This window comes from Sphingomonas caseinilytica (assembly GCF_023516455.1).
Taxonomy (GTDB): domain Bacteria; phylum Pseudomonadota; class Alphaproteobacteria; order Sphingomonadales; family Sphingomonadaceae; genus Sphingomicrobium; species Sphingomicrobium caseinilyticum.
Genome location: NZ_JAMGBA010000003.1, coordinates 121,884 through 138,992 on the forward strand (window position 1 = coordinate 121,884; position 17,109 = coordinate 138,992).

18 protein-coding genes are annotated in these 17,109 nt (G+C 61.7%); 10 read left to right on the top strand and 8 right to left on the bottom strand.

Going from position 1 to position 17,109, the window contains the following annotated elements; genetic code table 11:
• Positions 1–224 precede the first annotated feature (224 nt).
• On the bottom strand, positions 225–683 hold the full coding sequence (locus LZ496_RS12560; RefSeq protein WP_249905063.1) for a hypothetical protein: 459 nt from the start codon (positions 681–683) through the stop codon (positions 225–227).
• Between the two features lie 100 nt (positions 684–783).
• On the opposite strand from LZ496_RS12560, the gene LZ496_RS14100 reads away from it, so the two are divergent.
• Complete coding sequence (locus LZ496_RS14100) at positions 784–1,560, top strand: LytTR family DNA-binding domain-containing protein (RefSeq protein WP_249905064.1); 777 nt, start codon at positions 784–786, stop codon at positions 1,558–1,560.
• A 17-nt stretch (positions 1,561–1,577) separates the two neighbouring features.
• Here LZ496_RS14100 and LZ496_RS12570 read toward each other — a convergent pair whose 3' ends face one another.
• On the bottom strand, positions 1,578–2,978 hold the full coding sequence (locus LZ496_RS12570) for a M20/M25/M40 family metallo-hydrolase (protein ID WP_249905065.1): 1,401 nt from the start codon (positions 2,976–2,978) through the stop codon (positions 1,578–1,580).
• 401 nt (positions 2,979–3,379) lie between these two features.
• On the opposite strand from LZ496_RS12570, the gene LZ496_RS12575 reads away from it, so the two are divergent.
• Positions 3,380–4,834, top strand: coding sequence for a vanadium-dependent haloperoxidase (locus tag LZ496_RS12575; protein ID WP_249905066.1), 1,455 nt, complete (start codon positions 3,380–3,382; stop codon positions 4,832–4,834).
• A gap of 64 nt (positions 4,835–4,898) precedes the next feature.
• Entirely contained in the window at positions 4,899–5,270 is a 372-nt protein-coding gene (locus LZ496_RS12580; RefSeq protein ID WP_249905067.1) for a hypothetical protein, read from the top strand.
• Positions 5,271–5,437: 167 nt separating this feature from the next.
• Here the strand turns inward: LZ496_RS12580 and LZ496_RS12585 are convergent, their stop codons facing one another.
• Positions 5,438–5,677, bottom strand: coding sequence for a DUF6894 family protein (locus tag LZ496_RS12585; RefSeq protein WP_249905068.1), 240 nt, complete (start codon positions 5,675–5,677; stop codon positions 5,438–5,440).
• A gap of 89 nt (positions 5,678–5,766) precedes the next feature.
• A complete protein-coding gene (locus LZ496_RS12590; protein ID WP_249905069.1) occupies positions 5,767–6,270 on the bottom strand; it encodes an Hsp20 family protein in 504 nt (167 codons plus the stop codon).
• 455 nt (positions 6,271–6,725) lie between these two features.
• Here LZ496_RS12590 and LZ496_RS12595 point away from each other — a divergent pair, with 455 nt between their 5' ends.
• From LZ496_RS12595 to LZ496_RS12610, 4 genes are all read left to right on the top strand, one after another.
• Positions 6,726–7,427 carry a L,D-transpeptidase family protein gene (locus LZ496_RS12595; protein ID WP_249905070.1) on the top strand — a complete coding sequence of 234 codons (702 nt, stop codon included), beginning with the start codon at positions 6,726–6,728 and terminating at the stop codon, positions 7,425–7,427.
• 174 nt (positions 7,428–7,601) lie between these two features.
• Positions 7,602–8,405: a GAF domain-containing protein gene (locus tag LZ496_RS12600; protein ID WP_249905071.1), complete on the top strand. Its 804-nt coding sequence runs from the start codon at positions 7,602–7,604 to the stop codon at positions 8,403–8,405.
• Positions 8,402–8,590 carry a hypothetical protein gene (locus LZ496_RS12605; protein WP_249905072.1) on the top strand — a complete coding sequence of 63 codons (189 nt, stop codon included), beginning with the start codon at positions 8,402–8,404 and terminating at the stop codon, positions 8,588–8,590. Before LZ496_RS12600 ends, LZ496_RS12605 begins: the two co-directional genes overlap by 4 nt.
• 134 nt (positions 8,591–8,724) lie before the next feature.
• Positions 8,725–10,443 carry an HWE histidine kinase domain-containing protein gene (locus tag LZ496_RS12610; protein ID WP_249905073.1) on the top strand — a complete coding sequence of 573 codons (1,719 nt, stop codon included), beginning with the start codon at positions 8,725–8,727 and terminating at the stop codon, positions 10,441–10,443.
• 310 nt (positions 10,444–10,753) lie between these two features.
• Here the strand turns inward: LZ496_RS12610 and LZ496_RS12615 are convergent, their stop codons facing one another.
• Both LZ496_RS12615 and LZ496_RS12620 read right to left on the bottom strand, forming a co-directional pair.
• A complete protein-coding gene (locus tag LZ496_RS12615; RefSeq protein ID WP_249905074.1) occupies positions 10,754–11,317 on the bottom strand; it encodes an OsmC family protein in 564 nt (187 codons plus the stop codon).
• Positions 11,318–11,341: 24 nt separating this feature from the next.
• Entirely contained in the window at positions 11,342–12,256 is a 915-nt protein-coding gene (locus tag LZ496_RS12620) for a diiron oxygenase (protein WP_249905075.1), read from the bottom strand.
• 268 nt (positions 12,257–12,524) lie between these two features.
• On the opposite strand from LZ496_RS12620, the gene LZ496_RS12625 reads away from it, so the two are divergent.
• Entirely contained in the window at positions 12,525–14,096 is a 1,572-nt protein-coding gene (locus LZ496_RS12625; RefSeq protein WP_249905076.1) for a bifunctional AfsR/SARP family transcriptional regulator/alpha/beta hydrolase, read from the top strand.
• A 78-nt stretch (positions 14,097–14,174) separates the two neighbouring features.
• On the opposite strand, the gene LZ496_RS12630 is transcribed toward LZ496_RS12625, so the two are convergent.
• A complete protein-coding gene (locus LZ496_RS12630; RefSeq protein WP_249905077.1) occupies positions 14,175–14,666 on the bottom strand; it encodes a P-loop nucleotide/nucleoside kinase family protein in 492 nt (163 codons plus the stop codon).
• 128 nt (positions 14,667–14,794) lie between these two features.
• Here LZ496_RS12630 and LZ496_RS12635 point away from each other — a divergent pair, with 128 nt between their 5' ends.
• Positions 14,795–15,535, top strand: a complete 741-nt coding sequence (locus LZ496_RS12635; protein ID WP_249905078.1) for a hypothetical protein — start codon at positions 14,795–14,797, stop codon at positions 15,533–15,535.
• A 140-nt stretch (positions 15,536–15,675) separates the two neighbouring features.
• Positions 15,676–16,047 carry a hypothetical protein gene (locus LZ496_RS12640; protein ID WP_249905079.1) on the top strand — a complete coding sequence of 124 codons (372 nt, stop codon included), beginning with the start codon at positions 15,676–15,678 and terminating at the stop codon, positions 16,045–16,047.
• A gap of 16 nt (positions 16,048–16,063) precedes the next feature.
• Here the strand turns inward: LZ496_RS12640 and LZ496_RS12645 are convergent, their stop codons facing one another.
• Positions 16,064–17,107, bottom strand: a complete 1,044-nt coding sequence (locus tag LZ496_RS12645) for a glutathione synthetase (RefSeq protein WP_249905080.1) — start codon at positions 17,105–17,107, stop codon at positions 16,064–16,066.
• Positions 17,108–17,109: the final 2 nt, after the last annotated feature.

The following is a 17,109-nucleotide window of genomic DNA, read 5'->3' on the forward strand; positions in this document are numbered from 1 at the left end:
AGTTACTAACGGCAGCTTTCGACCCATTGCGGTCAGAACTAGGCTGAGGGCACTGCCTTGCACTGCGAACAAATTTCGTCGTCGAACGGCTTTTCGTCACGGATGACGACACAGGATTATTCGCAGCCAATGTCCGCTTTCCACCCATTGCAGCAATAACCGACCCACGGCCCGCTCGGAGACCAGCCGCGCCGATTTCCCCGGCCCGGCCTTCTTTTGCGCGGTCATCGCGTCCGCGAAGCCTGGGACGGCGACTGGTAAGTCGACGGCCGCTTCTGCGCCACCATCGGGAAGGTTTCACCTCCGTGGTAGGTGACGGTTCCGCACATGAAGTCGCCCTTGGCCGAAAGCTTGCCGTCGAACAGGACATCGCCCTCGCGGGAGGCGACGACTATGCGGACGTCGTTGCCGGTCAAGCTGATCTTGCGCAGGACAACGGGTGCGGTCCTCACCGGCGCCAGCGATCCGCCATATTCGGCGCCGACGAAGCCGATCGACATCAGCCCGAAACTGGGCGTGCCCCGCGGGATCATCAGGAAATCCCAATGGCCGTGAAGGTTCGGGGCCTCGCCGCCCGCCTGAGCGGTTCCCGCGTCGCATTCGAGACCCACGGTCGCAGCCTCGCTGGGAGCCGGCTGAACGGCTGCGAATGCCAAGGCCACGATAACGATAATCCGATTCATTGATTTCTCCATTTCAACACTTTGACGTTGGTGCCGGGCGGTTGCCGGGCACAGATGTCGGTCGACAATGGGGAATGTCGTGAATAGCCTCGGATAATTCGTGACCGGGGGGCCGATGCAATTGGCGATGCGTGAATGGCGGCAAATGGGGAAGTGGCGCGGCCTGATCAGTGCCTTCGCCATCGGCCTGCTGCTCGGCGTGACCGGTCCGTTCGGATCGCAAACCTCCTTGACCCCGATCGTGCGCTATTCCTTCTGGATGGTCATGGCGCTCGCCGGCTTTGGCGCCGTCGTTGCCGTCGAGCGAGTACTTCCAACAATCGCGCCCGGCAGGAAAACGGCAATGCGGTTCGTCGCGATCGCGGCGGCCTCCGCGGTGCCAATGACCTTCTTTGGGGCCTGGGCGATCGGACTGGTCCGGCCGGGCAGGACGTTCAGCCCCCTGCAACTGCTCGCGCTCTACCCATATGTCGCGCTGATCCAGCTGATCATTGCCCGCGCCATTTCGCACGACGACCAACTGCCTCAGGCTTTAACCGCGGAACAGCCACCCGCCTCTCCCGAATATCCGCGCGAGTTCGTTGCGAAGCTCCCGGTCGACCTGCGCCGCGACATCCTCGCACTCGAGGCCGAGGATCATTATCTGCGCGTCCACACGCTCCACGGATCGGCGCTGGTCCTGATGCGGCTCGCGGACGCGGCGGCGGCCATCGATCCCCGGCTGGGCCTTCGCGTGCACCGCAGCTGGTGGGTGGCCAAGGACGGCGTTCGCTCGCTGGAGAGCTCAGCCGGACGAGCGATTGCCCGGCTGGTCGACGACACGGAAGTTCCGATCAGCAGATCAAACTTGGCGGCGGCCCGGACATTATTCGGCTGACCGTTGTAACTGCCGCATCAGTCTCCGCCCAATGCCACCGCCAGGTCATGGATATGGTCAAGCCCGTCGTAGAAGCTCTTCACCGGAACCCGCTCGTCGAGGCCGTGCGCGAACATCTCCTCGGGTTTGATGAAGATGCCTGACGTGGCCCAGGTCGGAATGCCGGCCGTGCGATAGACCATTCCATCGGTACCGCCCGATTCAAGATAGGGCGTGACGGCGACCCCAGGGTAGCGCTTGTGAATGGACTGGGTAATGGCCCGCTCGATATCCGGGCGCAGTTCCGATACCGGGCTGGCGAAGGGGGCCCCGAGAACCTTCACGCTGATCTTCGGGTCCGCGACCTGCGTGGTAAGCTTCTTCTGCACGTCGTCGATCGAAACGCCGGGGAAGATGCGGCAATTGACCGTGGCCGTTGCCTTCTGCGGCAAGGCGTTTTCCGCATGGCCGCCGCTCAGCATGGTCGCGACGCAAGTTGTGCGTGTCGTGCCGACGAATTCGGGAATGCCCGCGATCGCGTCGGCCGCCGCGCTGTCCTCAGGATTGGCGGCGAAGCGTTTCAGCATCTCGCCCGCCGGACCCGGCGTGACCTTGCCGACCGCGCCCAGATAAGAGCGCGTCAGGTCGTTCGACATGGCCGGGAAGCGATATTCGTCGATCCGCGTCACCGCCCTGGCAATCTCGTAGATTGCATTGTCGGTGCGCGGCCGAGAGCTATGTCCGCCCTTGTTGGTCGCCGTCAGTTCGAACGTCGCGTAGGTCTTCTCGGCTCCCTGGACGAGGTAGATCATCGGCTTGCCGTCGGGCGCCAGCAGGCCGCCGCCGGCATCGGTGTTGATTGCAAATTCGGCGCCCTTCACCCACGGATGAGCCGCGACCTGGCGGGTCGTCCCGTCCGTCTCGTCCAGCCCCGTCTCCTCGTCCCCGATGAAGGCGAAGACCAGTGTCCGCTTCGGCTTCACGCCCGCCTTTTGCATGCGAAGGATGGTGGACATCAGGGCCACGACGCCGCCCTTGTTGTCGATCGTTCCGCGGCCGTAGAAATAGCCATTCTCTTCGATCAACTTATAGGGATCGCGCTTCCAGTCCTCGGGCCGCGCGTCGACCACGTCCATGTGCGCCGAAAAGAGGATTGGCTTGGCATTGCGGTAGCTGCCGGGCACGCGCACCAGCATGCCGACGGTCTCCGCCTTCGGCAGCTTGACGATGTTGTCGGCCGATATGCCGGCGTCGCGCAGCACGCCTTCGAGATAGGCGACCATCGGCGGCACTTGCCCCTGCCCCTGAGACGTCCGGAACGTGATGACCTTTTCATAGATCTGCCGCGCCTGGACCTGGTCCGGCCGCTGCTGCGCCAGCACTGGAATGCTGGTCGTGGCGAGTGCAAGTCCGATCGCGACGCGAATGGAACGTGTCATGCTTTCCCCCCTGTTATCAGGCGGACGGCTTAGCACAGCGCATCGCGATGTCGATTCTCGGCGGCTGTTGCTTATGCCCGCGTTCCACCCATTGCGGTCATGTGCCCCATGCCCGTCGGCACGGCAGCTTCAGCAAGGTTAAGACCAATACCCCGATTGGACTCACTAAATCCTGCCTTGGCCATCATTTGGCGTTTCCGAGAAGCCCGGAAGACGAGGCGCCCGGTATTATCGTTAGGTAACTATGCCCGGTGCTTCTCCCCATGTTAAACTGGGGGGTTCACATCAGTTCAAGTAGGGCATTCGCCAACTACAAGACATGGGGGCAACTTGGGGGAGGCGCAACAAGCCAAAACCAGCACCGTCCCGTTACCTTGGCGAAATATCGAGGAGGACGTCTGATGATGATCTCAAAAGTCGATAGCGCATTCAACTGCTTCAACTTTCCGAAAACCACAAACAATTCAGACTCTTCTCTGCGAAGAGCGCGCGTGAAGCGGCGGGGTGCCGGGATCTTGTCTATCGCCCTGCTCGCCGCCGCCTTGCATGCCAGTCCCGCTTACGCGGCGGAGAACGATGCGGTGAGCGTATGGAACGAAAGGGCCGCGGTCACGCTCGTCAACGGAAATACTGCCGCCACGCCAGGCCTCATGTTTCCGCCTCCGGTCGCGTTCATTCATCTCGCGATCGTCCAGGCCGCGGTCTACGACGCGGTCAACGCCATCAAGGGCGGGCACTATCCCTACCTGGAGGGACTGAAAGCGGCGACGAGCGCGTCCCAGGACGCGGCGGCTTCGACAGCGGCGCATCATGTCCTGATCGGCCTCATCACCCAGGCGCCGTTGACGACGACGCTGACCTCCCAGGTCAAGGCCGATATCAAAGCTCGCCTCGATACACAGTACGCCGCCTCGCTGGCCGAGATCCCGGCAGGCCAGGCAAAGGTCAAAGGCATTGAAGTCGGAGCTGCTGCGGCGTCGGCGATGCTGGCCAATCGTTTGAATGACGGCCGCTTCGGCGCGGCCGGCTTTCCGGTCGGGTCGGCCCCCGGTGAATGGCGCCCCATAAGTGCGGCTCCCGCGGCAAACGATCCGAATGGATGGGTGCGCAACGTGCGGCCGTTCGCTTTGCCGAGCTCGCATTATTTCCACACGTCAGGGCCGCCTCTCCCACTGTCAGGTGCCCAATATGCGACCGAGTTCAATGAGGTGAAGTCGTTGGGCCGGGCCACCGGATCTACGCGGACGGCTGCTCAGACCGAGCTGGCGAACTTTACTGGCGCGCACCCTGTTCCCATGCTGTACGCGGCCATGCGCCAGGTGGCGACCTCGAAGGGGCTGACCATCAGTGAACAGGCGCGGTTCCACGCCATGACCAGCATGAGCGCGGCGGACAGCCTGATCAATTGCTGGGCAGAAAAGGCCCATTGGGGCTTCTGGCGACCGACGACTGCGATTCAGCTCGCCGCCGACGACGGCAACGATGCGACCGCGGCCGATCCAGACTGGACTTCACTTCTGGCCTTGCCGCCGTACCCTGACGAACCGTCGGGTGCCAACTGCGTCTTCAGCGGGTTCATGCACGCCGCCAAGGCGTTCTTCGGCAGCGACACAGCGGAATTCGATATCGTGAGCACCGGTCCCGCCGGGACGGTGGGTTTGGGATCGACGCGGCATTACAGCCGCTTCACCGATGTCATCCCCGACATCATCGAGGCGCGGATCTACGGCGGCCTTCACTTCCGCACGGCCGACGTAAACGGCGCCGATCTCGGGCGCAGGGTCGCGGCATATGTAGATGCGAACGTCTTCAACTGCGGCCCGCCGGGCCAGTGCAAGCAGGAAAGGCGCAAGTAACGCCGGCGTAGACGCTCGACCTTCGGGAGGTGCCAGCCTGATGCGAACCTTATGGATCGGATGGATGGCGTTTGGCCTCGCGGTCGGTGTTACTGTTGTCCCCGCGTCACTTGCTCGGGATCCGCAAGTTCTGGATCATGGCAAGCTCGCGGGGACCGGCGTTCAAGTAGAAGAACCCCAGACACATGGTGAATTGTCTGGCGGGCTGAGTTCAGAGGCCCGGACGCATATGGGCGTCTCCATTGTTGCACCGATAGGCAAGGTTGGAGTGGGCTCTGCATCCGTGGAGGGCGAGCCCACCTATGTACGCCGGACAAAAGCCAGTGAGGGCATATCTGTGGTGGAAGTCTCCACTACGCCTTTCATGCCCGTTTTGGCCTCCAACGAAGCAGTCGCCAAAATGATCGCCAGACCGGATCAGCCGGCGGGTTGGTAGGCCCAACAGATCCGAGCACCGGCTCAGTTTACTTTGCGCAGACAGGCTGAGTGGTGGCGGGCGCATGCGTCCTCGCAAGATCCTCCGATTCCGAACGCAGGTCTAATGGCTGCTTTCGACCCAAAGCAGACATTAGATTCTGCGCCTGCGATAGCCACCGTCTAGGATCAATAGACGATTTTGAACGCCGCCGCGAACGGCAACGTAAAGACGGGACGACCCTGCTCATCTTCGACTTCGATTCGATGTCGGAGGTGTACTTCGCCGCGTTCGGTTATCTGGTCCGCAGCGAACTCCCGCGCCGCTCGGACGGCGGCTTCGCGCGCGATGGTCACGCTGGCGAGGTCCTGACCGTCCTCATCATGAGCGACCGCATCGCTATACACATGAAAGAAATATCGGGACACGATGTGCGATACCTCTTGGCTCGTTTTCGACCTCTGCGGGCAGCGACAAGGAAAAAGGCCCCGGGGGCAGCGCCCCGGGACCTTCAGACTCAGGCATTCTCAGGCTCAGCGTCGACGGTCTGCTCGGAGGCGGGCTTCTCCCCACCGCCAATCGCCGAACGCTGTCTGCCAATGTCAATCTTTCGCGGCTTCATCGCTTCCGGAATCTCGCGCACTAGGTCGATGGCGAGCAACCCTTCCTTGAGGTCAGCGCCGCGCACCTGGATATGGTCCGCTAGCGCAAATTTGCGCTCAAACGAGCGATTGGCGATTCCGCGATATATGTAATCCGAGCCGTGCTGCTCGGACTCGTCGGTCTTCTTGCCGGACACGATCAGAACATTCTGTTGGGCTGTGATGTCGATCTCATCGTTTTTGAAACCCGCCACCGCCAACTCAATGCGATAGTCATTATCGCCAAGCTTGATCAGATCGAACGGGGGATAACTTTCCTGCTGGCCCTGACCCAAGGAGTTGTTCTCGAGCATGTCGAACAGCCGGTCGAAGCCCACGGTGGAGCGCCGGAAGGGCGCAAAGTCGAAAGCACTACGCATGTATTATCCTCCTCTTGATGAGCAAGGCGGAAGGATGGGCCGTCGAACGGCCTCAACCGTCCCGTCACCGGACCCATGAGGCTTCCGGCGGCGATGATCTGGGATAATAGTTTCTGATTTCAAGAGTGGATTCCGGCTGCCAATCAAGTGTCCGCTTTCCACCCATTTCGGTCATAAGCACGTATGTTACGCCCCCGTAATCTTGGGGCGCAATCATGCATATCGGCCTGTCCAATCCGCTGCACCGTTTTCACCCATTGCAGTCATGTCCGCATTCCACCCATTGCGCTAATAATGAAGCGGCCATCTGGTCATAGGAACGTAACTGCCAACCTGCCGCCCTCTCCTAAGTCTCCATCCATGACTTTCCCTATGGGGACGGCGTTCTCACCACGCTAAAACGCAACCGCAGCCGGGGGCCTGTTCGGGAGCAAATTGCCTGAACGAGACAATTGGTGAAACGGCTGATTAAATTGAGTTTTCTGGCGTGCGTCGCCGCCTCGGCTTCCGCAAACCCTGTGACACACCAGAAGCTATCAGTCATGGAAAGTGCGGCTCAGCTTGGTCCTGGGCAATTTGTCTGGGAGCCGAAGGCCGCATCGACCGGCCCCCTATTCCTGGTCATCGATCTGACCAGGCAGCTCGCCTTGCTCTATCGCGGCGGCGTCCCCATTGCCGCCTCGACAATTTCGAGCGGCAGTGAAGGACGCGAGACCCCGACCGGCGAGTTCTCAATCCTGGAAAAGAAGGTCGTGCATCGGTCGCGCACGTATGACGATGCGCCGATGCCCTACATGCAAAGGCTCACCGCGAAAGGCGTCGCAATGCATGCCGGCAATTTACCTGGATACCCGGCGTCTCATGGCTGTATTCGGCTGCCCCCCGCTTTTGCCAAGCTGCTCTACGGCGTCACCGAGCTCGGCACGCCGGTCATGATCACCGACGCCGAGAAAGAACGAAGGGCCGCCGAGCAAGAGCAAATGGAAGCCGAATACCAGCGCGCCATCGAAGAAATTGCCCAACGGAAGGCTTGGCTACAGGCGGACGCTGAACGGGCAAAAGCTGAATTTGACAGCGCGATGGCCGCGCACGAGGAGACTTTGCGGCAGCACAACGCGAAGGTGGCGAAGTACAAGTCGGAAATTGCATCGAAATAAGTCCTGAGACCGCTTTCCACCCAAACCGGTCATTAGGATGGCGGCCGCTTCCGTTCGCCAACTAGGGTCAATCCGGATTTAACGGCGCGCCGCCTGCGAATATGGATTACACGAATGCAAGAGCGACTCTGTCGCGCGTTGGCAGTAGGTCGCTAGTCCGCCCTGGAGGCGCCGATGCCGTTTGCCGCTGCGCTTCGCAAATCGCTGGAAGATCGCGACAGCGATGTTTCCGCGGAGTTGAGGCGTGGGGACAGTCTGGAGGACGTCCTTAACCGCCATCTGATGACCGTCGAGCAACTGGGCGGGGACGATGCGTTTACCTGCATCCTCCTGCTCAGCCCCGACGGCAAACGACTTTCCTACGGTGCCGCTCCGACCGTTCCGGCCTCCTATTGCCGCGCCAGTAAAAGCATTGAGATCGGCCCATATGCCGGCTCTTGCGGAGCAGCGGCTTACTACGGCCGCCCAATCTACTCGACCGACATTGCGACCGATCCGGTATGGGGGAACTATCGCGCCCTCGCCTTGCAGCATGGATACCGGTCATGCTGGTCCACGCCTATCCGGAACTCGAATGGCGAAATCATCGGCACCTTTGCCATCCTCCATCGATCGACAGGCATGCCGACCCGCGAAGAGATTGATGCCATCGACCTCATTACCGGGCATGTCGCGGATGCCATCATGCGTTCTCGCGATCCCCAGTTCCTGGCGAAACGCGGTGCGGAGCGAATGGCCAGGGCGCCGCTGCTCAGGCTCGTGTCCGACAATCTGGCCTACAATGATCCGGCCAATCGGCTAAGGGCAATCGCCGAGAAGCTCCAGGCAAAGGCGGTCGAGCTCGATGGCTATGCTGATCGATCGGATCCCGACCTCCTGGTCCAGGATTTGAAAGACGCCGCCGAACTCAGCCGTAAGCTTGCTGCCGCCATCATCGCGCAGATCGACTTCATCAGCTCCGGAAGGCGCATCCCGTGAGTTCCGCGTCGGATATACGAGCCTTGATCCGCCACGATGCTCGCACGGTCGAGATCGAAATGCTGGCCGACGACTTCCTCGCCTTCGTCGATGCGTTCGAAGTCACGCTATCCGATGGCGCCGTTCCACCTGAATTCGCCGAGCGCCTGGCCAATCTGCACCAACGTGCCGACCGGCTGATTTGACCTCAAGCCAATGTCAGCCTTCCACCCATTGCAGTGATCTGATTTGAAATCGGAACTGCTTGGAAGTTCAGGAATTTAGGGCGTGGGGGGTAGGACATAACGATCCTGCTCGATCCTGAGAGGCGGAGTTCGCAATGTCCCAGTCCACGCCGAACGTCATGGCACTGGCTTCCAGTCAAGCAGCCGACCTGTCCGATGCGCATACGGATATCGAGTTGCTGCACGCGATCAGCGTCGAATTGATCGGCGAGCAGGATCGCGTCCAATTATACGGCAAGATCGTTGATGCTGCGGTCGCAATCTGTGGGTCGCAATTTGGTACGATGCAGCTGCTATGTCCGCCTGGAGATCCGTCGGGACATGGCGGTGAACTCTCCCTTTTGGCCTACCGCGGATTGCCAAGCGAGGCCGTGGAATTCTGGCAATGGGTGCCACCGGCCGCCCACAGCAGCTGTACGGCAGCGCTCAAGGCGGGCGGCCGCGCGATCATTCCGGATTTCGAGGAATGGGACGAGATCGCCGGCACCGAAGACCTTCTTGCCTTCAGGCGAACCGGAATACGCTCGGCGCAAACGACGCCGCTGAGGTCACGTGGAGGCAAGTTGCTTGGCATGATCTCGACGCACTGGAGCGAGCCCCATAACCCGTCCGAACGCGATTTGCGGCTGCTCGACATCCTTGCGCGGCAAGCGGCCGATCTCCTCGAACGCACGATCGCGGAGGAGGAGTTGCGCGATCGTGAGCAGGAGCTCGATCGCACCTGCGCGGCTCTGCGCGAAAGCGAAGGGCTGCAAAAGCTGCTCGCCGGTGAACTTAGCCACCGCGTCAAGAACATGCTTGCCACGGTCCAGGCCATCGCCACGCAGACTCTGCGCCATTGCGAGAAGCCAGGCGACTTCGTGACCAGCTTCAGCGGCCGCATCCAATCGATGTCGCGCGTCCACTCCCAGCTTAGCGCCAACGATTGGCAAGGCGCTCAGCTCAGCGAGATCATCTCGGACCAGATGAACCTCGGGCCTGCGGATGAAACAAGAATCTGCGCCTCGGGGCCGGCTGTCCTCGTCGAAGCCAATGTCGTGCCGACGATTGCCATGATGATGCACGAACTGGGGACCAACTCGCTCAAATACGGCGCGCTGTCCAAGCCCGATGGCAAGGTCGACATCTGTTGGACGGTAAGCGGCGACGCGCTGCGCTTGCGCTGGATTGAGCAGGGCGGGCCTCCGGTGAAGGCACCGGTCCGCCGCGGTTTCGGTACCGCATTGATCGAGCGAAGCGCAGGCGGCGTTGGCGGGAAGGCGGAAATGCTGCTCAAGGCCGACGGCATCGAATGGGAACTGTTGCTGCCGCTGCCCACGGAAGCGCCGCGGCATCCCATGCCCAATCCGCTTTCCAATGATCGCGCGACCGGAGCATTGCAAGTTGCGGATTCCGACGCAGGTCCGGATGCCCAACCGCTTAGGGGCAAGCGGTTGCTGGTGATCGAAGATGAGCCGCTCGTCGCAATGGAAATGGCCACGCAGCTTTCGCTCGCAGGTGCGGACATCATTGGCCAGGCCGGGAATACCTCGTCCGCATTGCAATTGATCGCAGAAGAGCGCTTCGATGCGGCATTGCTTGACGCAAATCTGGGTGGCCACGCAGTCGACGAGATCGCCGCATGCCTCACCCGCAACAACATCCCCTTCGCCTTTGTCAGTGGTTATGGCCGGGAGTCGCTTCCCAAGTCGTTCGCCAACGCTGAACTGATGTCAAAGCCCTTTGATCCTGACAGGCTATTGACCGTCGCGTGTGGGCTTGTTGATCGAAACGTGGAGGCTTTGAGGCCGAGAGGGGATGTCGCCAATCGCTAGTTGCCGAACCGATTGCCGCAACCAACTTCGCATCATTACGCGAGTGTCGCCATTAACGTTCGCCCGGCATGACCGCTTCCGCACCGGCCAAAGAGAAAGCCCGCCCATGCGTGCTGGGCGGGCTTTCGCGAAGGCTCGGTCCTCCGCGTTCAATTAACTGGCAGAAAATTGTTTCGTTCCTGCGGCGTGCGCGGAAAATTCGAAAAAACGGGGCCGGCCTCCGGCTGCAATGGAGACCGGCCCTGTGTCAGCGGGCGGCCGCTGCGAGGTGGGGTGGGGAGAGGTTTCCTCGAACGGCCGCGGTTCCCGCTTACTCCTTTCCGATTTCCAGCTTCGCGTCGATCCGGATCGCGCGGGCGAGGTTGTCGAAATTGGGTGAGGTCGCCTGCACTTCGGCATGGATTTCGGCGAACTGCTCGGGCGTTCCCTCGCCAGCGATCCGGACGACATATTCGATGCCCGGATAGCCTGGCGGCACCGTGTCGCTGAGCGCGAAGAAACCGCGCAGGTCGAGCGTGCCCTTGGTCTCGATTTCCAGCCGGTCGAGGCGGATTCCGCGCTTCGCCGCGCCGGCGACATAGCCGACCGTCATGCAGGCGTTGAGCGCCGCCATCAGCAGCTCCTGCGGGTTCGGCGCCTCGTTGCTGCCGAGGATTTCTTCCGGCTCGTCGGCCAGGATGACATGGTCGCGCGCGACCTTGTCGCCATTGCCCATGGTGATCGGGCCGGGGCGGCTTTCGCTTCGGAACTGGCCGGTCCACCGGGTGGTGACTTCGAAGCCGAGGTTCGGATTGACCGCGGCCTCCTCGACCAGTTCCGTCAGCTTGCCCAGGTCAATGTCGTTGATAATGGTCTTTTGAATGGGGCTTAACATATTCATTCTCCTTGGGATTTTTAATCAGCAGAAGCTCGGCGCGATCGTGTCGATGCGCAGCAGCTGTGCCGGTGAGATCGCGCCGATCGTCTCGCGGAACTTCGCGTGGCGAAGACCGGAGCCGAGGTAGGTGAAGCGGAGCGCGCGGCGCTGCTGCTCCAGCAGCTCGTTGCGTTCCTTCTCCGGGAGCCGGCGCTTCATCTTGCGCTCCAGCGCCTCGAGGTTGAACTGCGCCTGCTGCTTGAGGCCAGTGTCGAGGAAGGCTCCGATTTCCAGGAACCCGTCGACGGCCTCCTTGAACTGCTGCTGGCTCATGTCCTTGGCGATGTCGTGGACCATCAGCGTGTCGAGCTTCGCATGCTGCGCCTCTTCCATCCAATGGCAGCGGAGCAGGTTGACGAACGAGCCTTCCAGCCGCGTATCGCCGCGAACGCTGTCCACATAGTGACTCTGCGTCATCCACTCGATCATCAGGATGGTGATCGCGACGCTCATCGGATTATGGGCCAGCACGACCTTGGCCACCGCATCGGGCGGGCCGATCATCTCGCACTCCTGGCCGAAGCCCTCGGTGAAGGTCTCCTGGAAGCGCTTGAACAGCTGGATGTGCTTCGCCTCTTCCGCGGCGAACTGCATCATCGCTCGAACGCGATGATCGTCCGCATCGGGCAAGCTCGGCCGGATATGGTCCATCAGGAAGGGGAGGATGAACTCCTCGACCAGCCCGAAGATGCTCAGATAGTCATGAGCCCGGATATGGTTGAGCGTCAGCTTCTCCTCATCGGACAGCATGTCGAGGCCTGCGGTCTGGGCGAGGCTTTCCGGCATGAACGGCCGCGTGAAGTCGAACTCCGCACCGGGGCTGATGACTTCGTCAATCTGCCACGCGGCGCGGTTCGATGCGGCGAGGATCGCCGGATATTTGAAATCGTGAAACATCGTGGGGGTGAGCTCCTTACGCGGTGAGGACGGGCAAGAGCGCTGCCCCAAGCGACAGGCTTGCGAAGACTAGAGCCAGCGCGCCACCTGCGCAGGCCACTCCGCTTTCTTCCAACTTCGAAAACATGTGTTGCTCCTTTTTCGTGGACGATTGGTTCGTCCGCTGAAGGCCTTCTGCCCGGCCATGGTTGGAGCAAGCGTTGGAAAAAGCGTTGGAAACGACTCTCTCAACCGCTTAGGGGCGTTTCCACGTTTGCGGGGGTTGGCGATGGAATTGCGCCTGCTTGGGCCGATGGCGGTGATCGATGACGGGAAGGCCCTGCCCCTCCCCGCCAGCCGCAAGACTCGCGCCCTGCTCGGCTATCTCGCCGCCGAAGGAAAGCCGGTCCGCCGCGACCGCCTCTGCCACCTGTTCTGGGAAATCCCCGACGATCCCAAGGGCGCGCTGCGCTGGAGCCTCAGCAAGCTTCGCGGCGTCGTCGGCGATGCGATCGTCGCCGACCGCGAAACGGTCGCGCTCGATCCGTCAAAGCTCGCCATCGACTTCTCCGACCTCACCGGCGCCGCCGCCGATTTCACCGCCGCTCCTACCGAACGGATGCAGTCCATCTGCGCCGCCGCCACCGGTTCGTTCATGGAGGAACTGGACCTCCCCAATTGCGACGATTTCAACGCCTGGCGCATCGCCGTCGCGGAAGACGCCCGCGTCGCGCTCGGCCGGCTCTGCGCTGAGCTCGTCACCCGCGACCTCCCGCCCGAGCAGCTGCTCCCCCACGTCCGCGCCTGGGTCGAACGCAGCCCCTACGATCCCGAACCGGCCGAATGCCTCTGCAACCTGCTCGTCGCCGCCGACCGCGAGGAGGAAGCTGAGCAGCAGCGCGCACTCGCTATCCGCCGCCTCGCCGACGCCGGCATCCCGGCCTCTGCAGCGCTTCGCGACAGCCCGGCCATCCCGCTATCGGCGGAGCCCGAAACTTCAGCCGAAGCCGCTGAACCAGCCGCCTCGCTGCGCCAGGAAATCCAGTTCTGCACGGCCAGCGACGGCACCAGCCTTGCCTATTCCGTCACCGGTGAAGGCCCGCCGCTCGTAAAGTCCGCCAACTGGCTCAACCATCTGGAACATGACCTGCACAGCCCGATCTGGAGCCACTGGATCAGGGCCCTGACCGCGATCCGATCCGTCTGGCGCTACGACGAACGCGGCAACGGCCTTTCCGACTGGCATGCGCCGCTGAACTTCGAAGCCTTCGTCGACGATCTCGAAAGCGTGGTTGACGCCGCCGGCCTCGACCGCTTCGACCTCCTCGGCATCAGCCAGGGCGCCGCCGTCGCCATCGCCTATGCCGTCCGCCATCCCGAGCGCGTGCGGAAAATGCACCTGTGGGGCGGCTACGCCCTCGGCTGGGCCCATCGCGGCGACCCGGCGGAGATCGAGCGGCGCGAGGCGATGCTCGACCTCACCCGACACGGCTGGGCGCTCGACAACCCCGCCTACCGCCAGCTCTTCACCTCCCTCTACCTCCCCGAAGGCAGCCAGGAGCAGGAGGATTATTTCAACGAGATGCAGCGCGTCACGACCTCAGCCGAAAACGCCGTCGCCCTCCAGCGCGTCTTCGCCGACATCGACGTCACCGGCCTGCTCGGAAAGGTCACCACCCCCACCCTCGTCGGCCACTCAACCCGCGACGCCGTAGTCCCCTTCTCCACGGGTCGAGCCCTGGCCGCCAGGATCCCCGGCGCGAGGTTCATCGCCATCGAAAGCCCCAACCACCTGCTTCTGGAAAGTGATCCCGGCTGGCGAAAATATGCACGGATCGTCGAGGAGTTTCTGGAGAGTTGAGGCGCCGGCCTGGCTTATGACCGCTTTCCACCCCAACCGGCCACAGCAAACCCATTGGTCATGGCAGGACTTTGGGGGCTAGGAATTGGCGTGAACAACGACATTGAAGCCTTCGGCCGACGTTGGTGGCACAACATAGCTGTTGAACAATTCGAAATCGGCCTCGCTGACCTGATACTCATGAGCGCCAGCCGCGTTTCGCTCCGCCAGGCGTGACCTGCAGACCTCGTCGGGAACGTCGAGGACGTGCAATATGTGTTCCGCATCCGCGCGCTCGGCCACTGATCTGACCCAGGCTCGCGACGCTGGCGTGTTCGCCTGAAAGTCCAGCACGATGTTGAGTCCAGTTCGGAGAAGTTTCTCCAGGTGTGGCCCGATGGCTGCGCGCAGACGTGTCGCGACGCGAACATAATCGTCGATCGTCACGACCTCTCCGGGATAAAGGCGCGACAGCAGTTGGTCTTCACTTATCAAAATGGTCTGCGGGGCATTGGCAAGCGATGCGGCCAGCGAAGATTTGCCCGAAGCAATTTTACCGCAAAATGCATGCAGCATGCCTGATCCAGCCATGCAGATACTCCCCTCGCTTCGATTGAAATCTAGCAGCCCTCGGAGGATGGCGAAACGACCGCTTTCGACCCATTGCGGTCATTAGGTCTTCTGTTACGCTCCCGTAATCTCGGGGGAGCGTTCGTCGCATGAAAGTAGATTTGCCTAGGCCACTGCACGGCTGGCGCAAGTTCGCGGGCGAGGTGGGCATAATTGTCCTCGGCGTACTATTGGCATTGGGTGCGGAGCAGTTGGCTCAAACCGTGCACATTCGCAGCGACACGGCCGAAGCATTCGAGGCAGTAAAGTCCGAACTCGCGCTTTCCGCAGGAGTGTATGAGGAGCGGGTCGCGCAGCAGCCCTGTTTGGACCAACGACTAAAGCAACTTGGTCTGGTTGTTTCAGCTGCACGACAAAGCCACAGCTTGCCTGATGTAGGTTGGATAGGAGGGGGACCTGCGATCCGGCCGATTCAGTCGGTTGCTTGGTCGAGTGCAATGTCCGGCGGACTAGTGGAAAGATTTCCGAAGTTGGAGCGTGACCGGATGCGGCTCCACTATTCACAGTCAGAGAACTTCCACTCGGACGTCGATGATGAGAGGGTAATGTGGGCAACCCTGCGAATACTTCAGCACCAGCCCGGTCCCATTGACGGTGCGCTGCTCGCCGAGGCCGCAAGCACGCTGGAACGCCTGCGATACCGAAGTTGGCTAAACGGTGTGAATGCGGATCAACTCATGGCGGACATGAAGTCTATCGGGATCGGGACTAACTATTACATGCTTGCCGACGACGACGAAAAAATTGATCGGACTGTCATGCTTGAGAAAATCCGAGCCTCCGTGATTTGCAGGCCGCTATTGGTGGATGGCAAGGCTCTGGCAGTCTGACGTCACGCGAGGTCTGGCGGCAGCTTTCCACCCATTGCCGTCATTGCAAGCCTGGCCCAACCCAACTCCGCCAGCTAAATCGCCCGTTCAGCCAATCTGTGCGAAAGCCGTCCGGACGCGGTGGAAGGAGCCCGTTTGCAATGGTCGCCAAAATCCTGCCCATCCTGTCGGCTCTAGGCTTGGCCACCCTTCCCGCCGTGGCCGCCGGAGAGACCCTCGACGCCCCCAAGCAGGATAGCCTCACGCAGGGCCGTCCCGATACCGGCGGCGGCTCCTATGGCGACCAGAATCGCGGTGGTTCTCGCGGCTTCTACGGTTATCCCAGCCACCGCAGCATCGACGGCCGCGGCACCACCGCTTTGAACCGCAAATTCTCCCCCACCGACCCTGGCACTTCGCCCTACAGCCGCCAAACTCACGGATCGGCTTATTACGGCCGCGATTATGGCGCGCCCTATTTCGGCGGCGGATACTATGACGACGGGGTGTATTATCGGGAGCGGCGCGACTAACCCGCTCCGCACGCCTCTAAAGTATCGCCAGATGCCGGTTATCGAAGCTCTGAGGGTTTTGCTCCGCGATCGTCACCTTGCGCTCGATCGCGTCCAGGATCGGCTCGCTGAAATCGACGCCGGCCAGCCGTGAGCAGCTGCCCAAATTGCCGGGCGAGAAGACGTTCACCTCCAAAATCTTGTCGCCGACGATGTCGATGCCGACCAGGAACATGCCGTCCGCGACCAGCTTCGGGCGAATAAGCTCGGCGACGCGAAGCTCCGTCTCGCCGATCTCCACCGCCTCGGCCTTGCCGCCCGCGTGGATGTTGGATCGGATGTCGTCGGCCGACGCGACCCGGCGCAGCGCGGCATATTTGCCGCCGATCTGAAGCGGCTTTCCGTTCATCAGGAAGAAGCGGATGTCGCCCTTCTTCGCCGCCGGGACATAGGCCTGCGCGATGATGTAACCGTCGCGCCCGATCGCCTCGATGATCTGGTTGAGATTGTCCTTGGACTTGGCGTCCAGCTTGAACACGCCCGAACCGCCCGATCCCTGCAACGGCTTCAGGATGATGTTGCCGCGATGCTCCTTGGCGAAGGCCTTGATGTCGGCCGCATGCTTGCTGATCAGCGTCTCGGCCCGCGCCTCGCTTGGAAAGCTCTGGAAATAAAGCTTGTTGATCGCCCGGCCGAGGCTGTCGGGATCGTTGAGGACGATCGTCCCGCGCTTCACCGCTTCCCGCCCGAACAGGATCCCTGCCTCCATCGCCCATGGCGTTTCCGCATCGATCGACGGGTCGTTGCGCAGCATCAGCACGTCGATCTCGGCCATGTCGATCGGCTCGGCCTTGACCCGGGCGGACTTCAGCGTTTCGAAGAAATCTTCGCGATCCTTATATTTGCGCTTCGGCATACGCCGCGCATGGACCCATAGCGAGTCATCCGAACGCAGCGCGAAATCGCTCGGCGTCACATAGCAGACCTGGTGACCACGAATGGCCGCCTGATGGGCCAGCACGGTGGTCGTATAGCCGGCATGTTCCCGCTCAAGGTCGTTGATGAAGAAAGCGATTTGCAAGC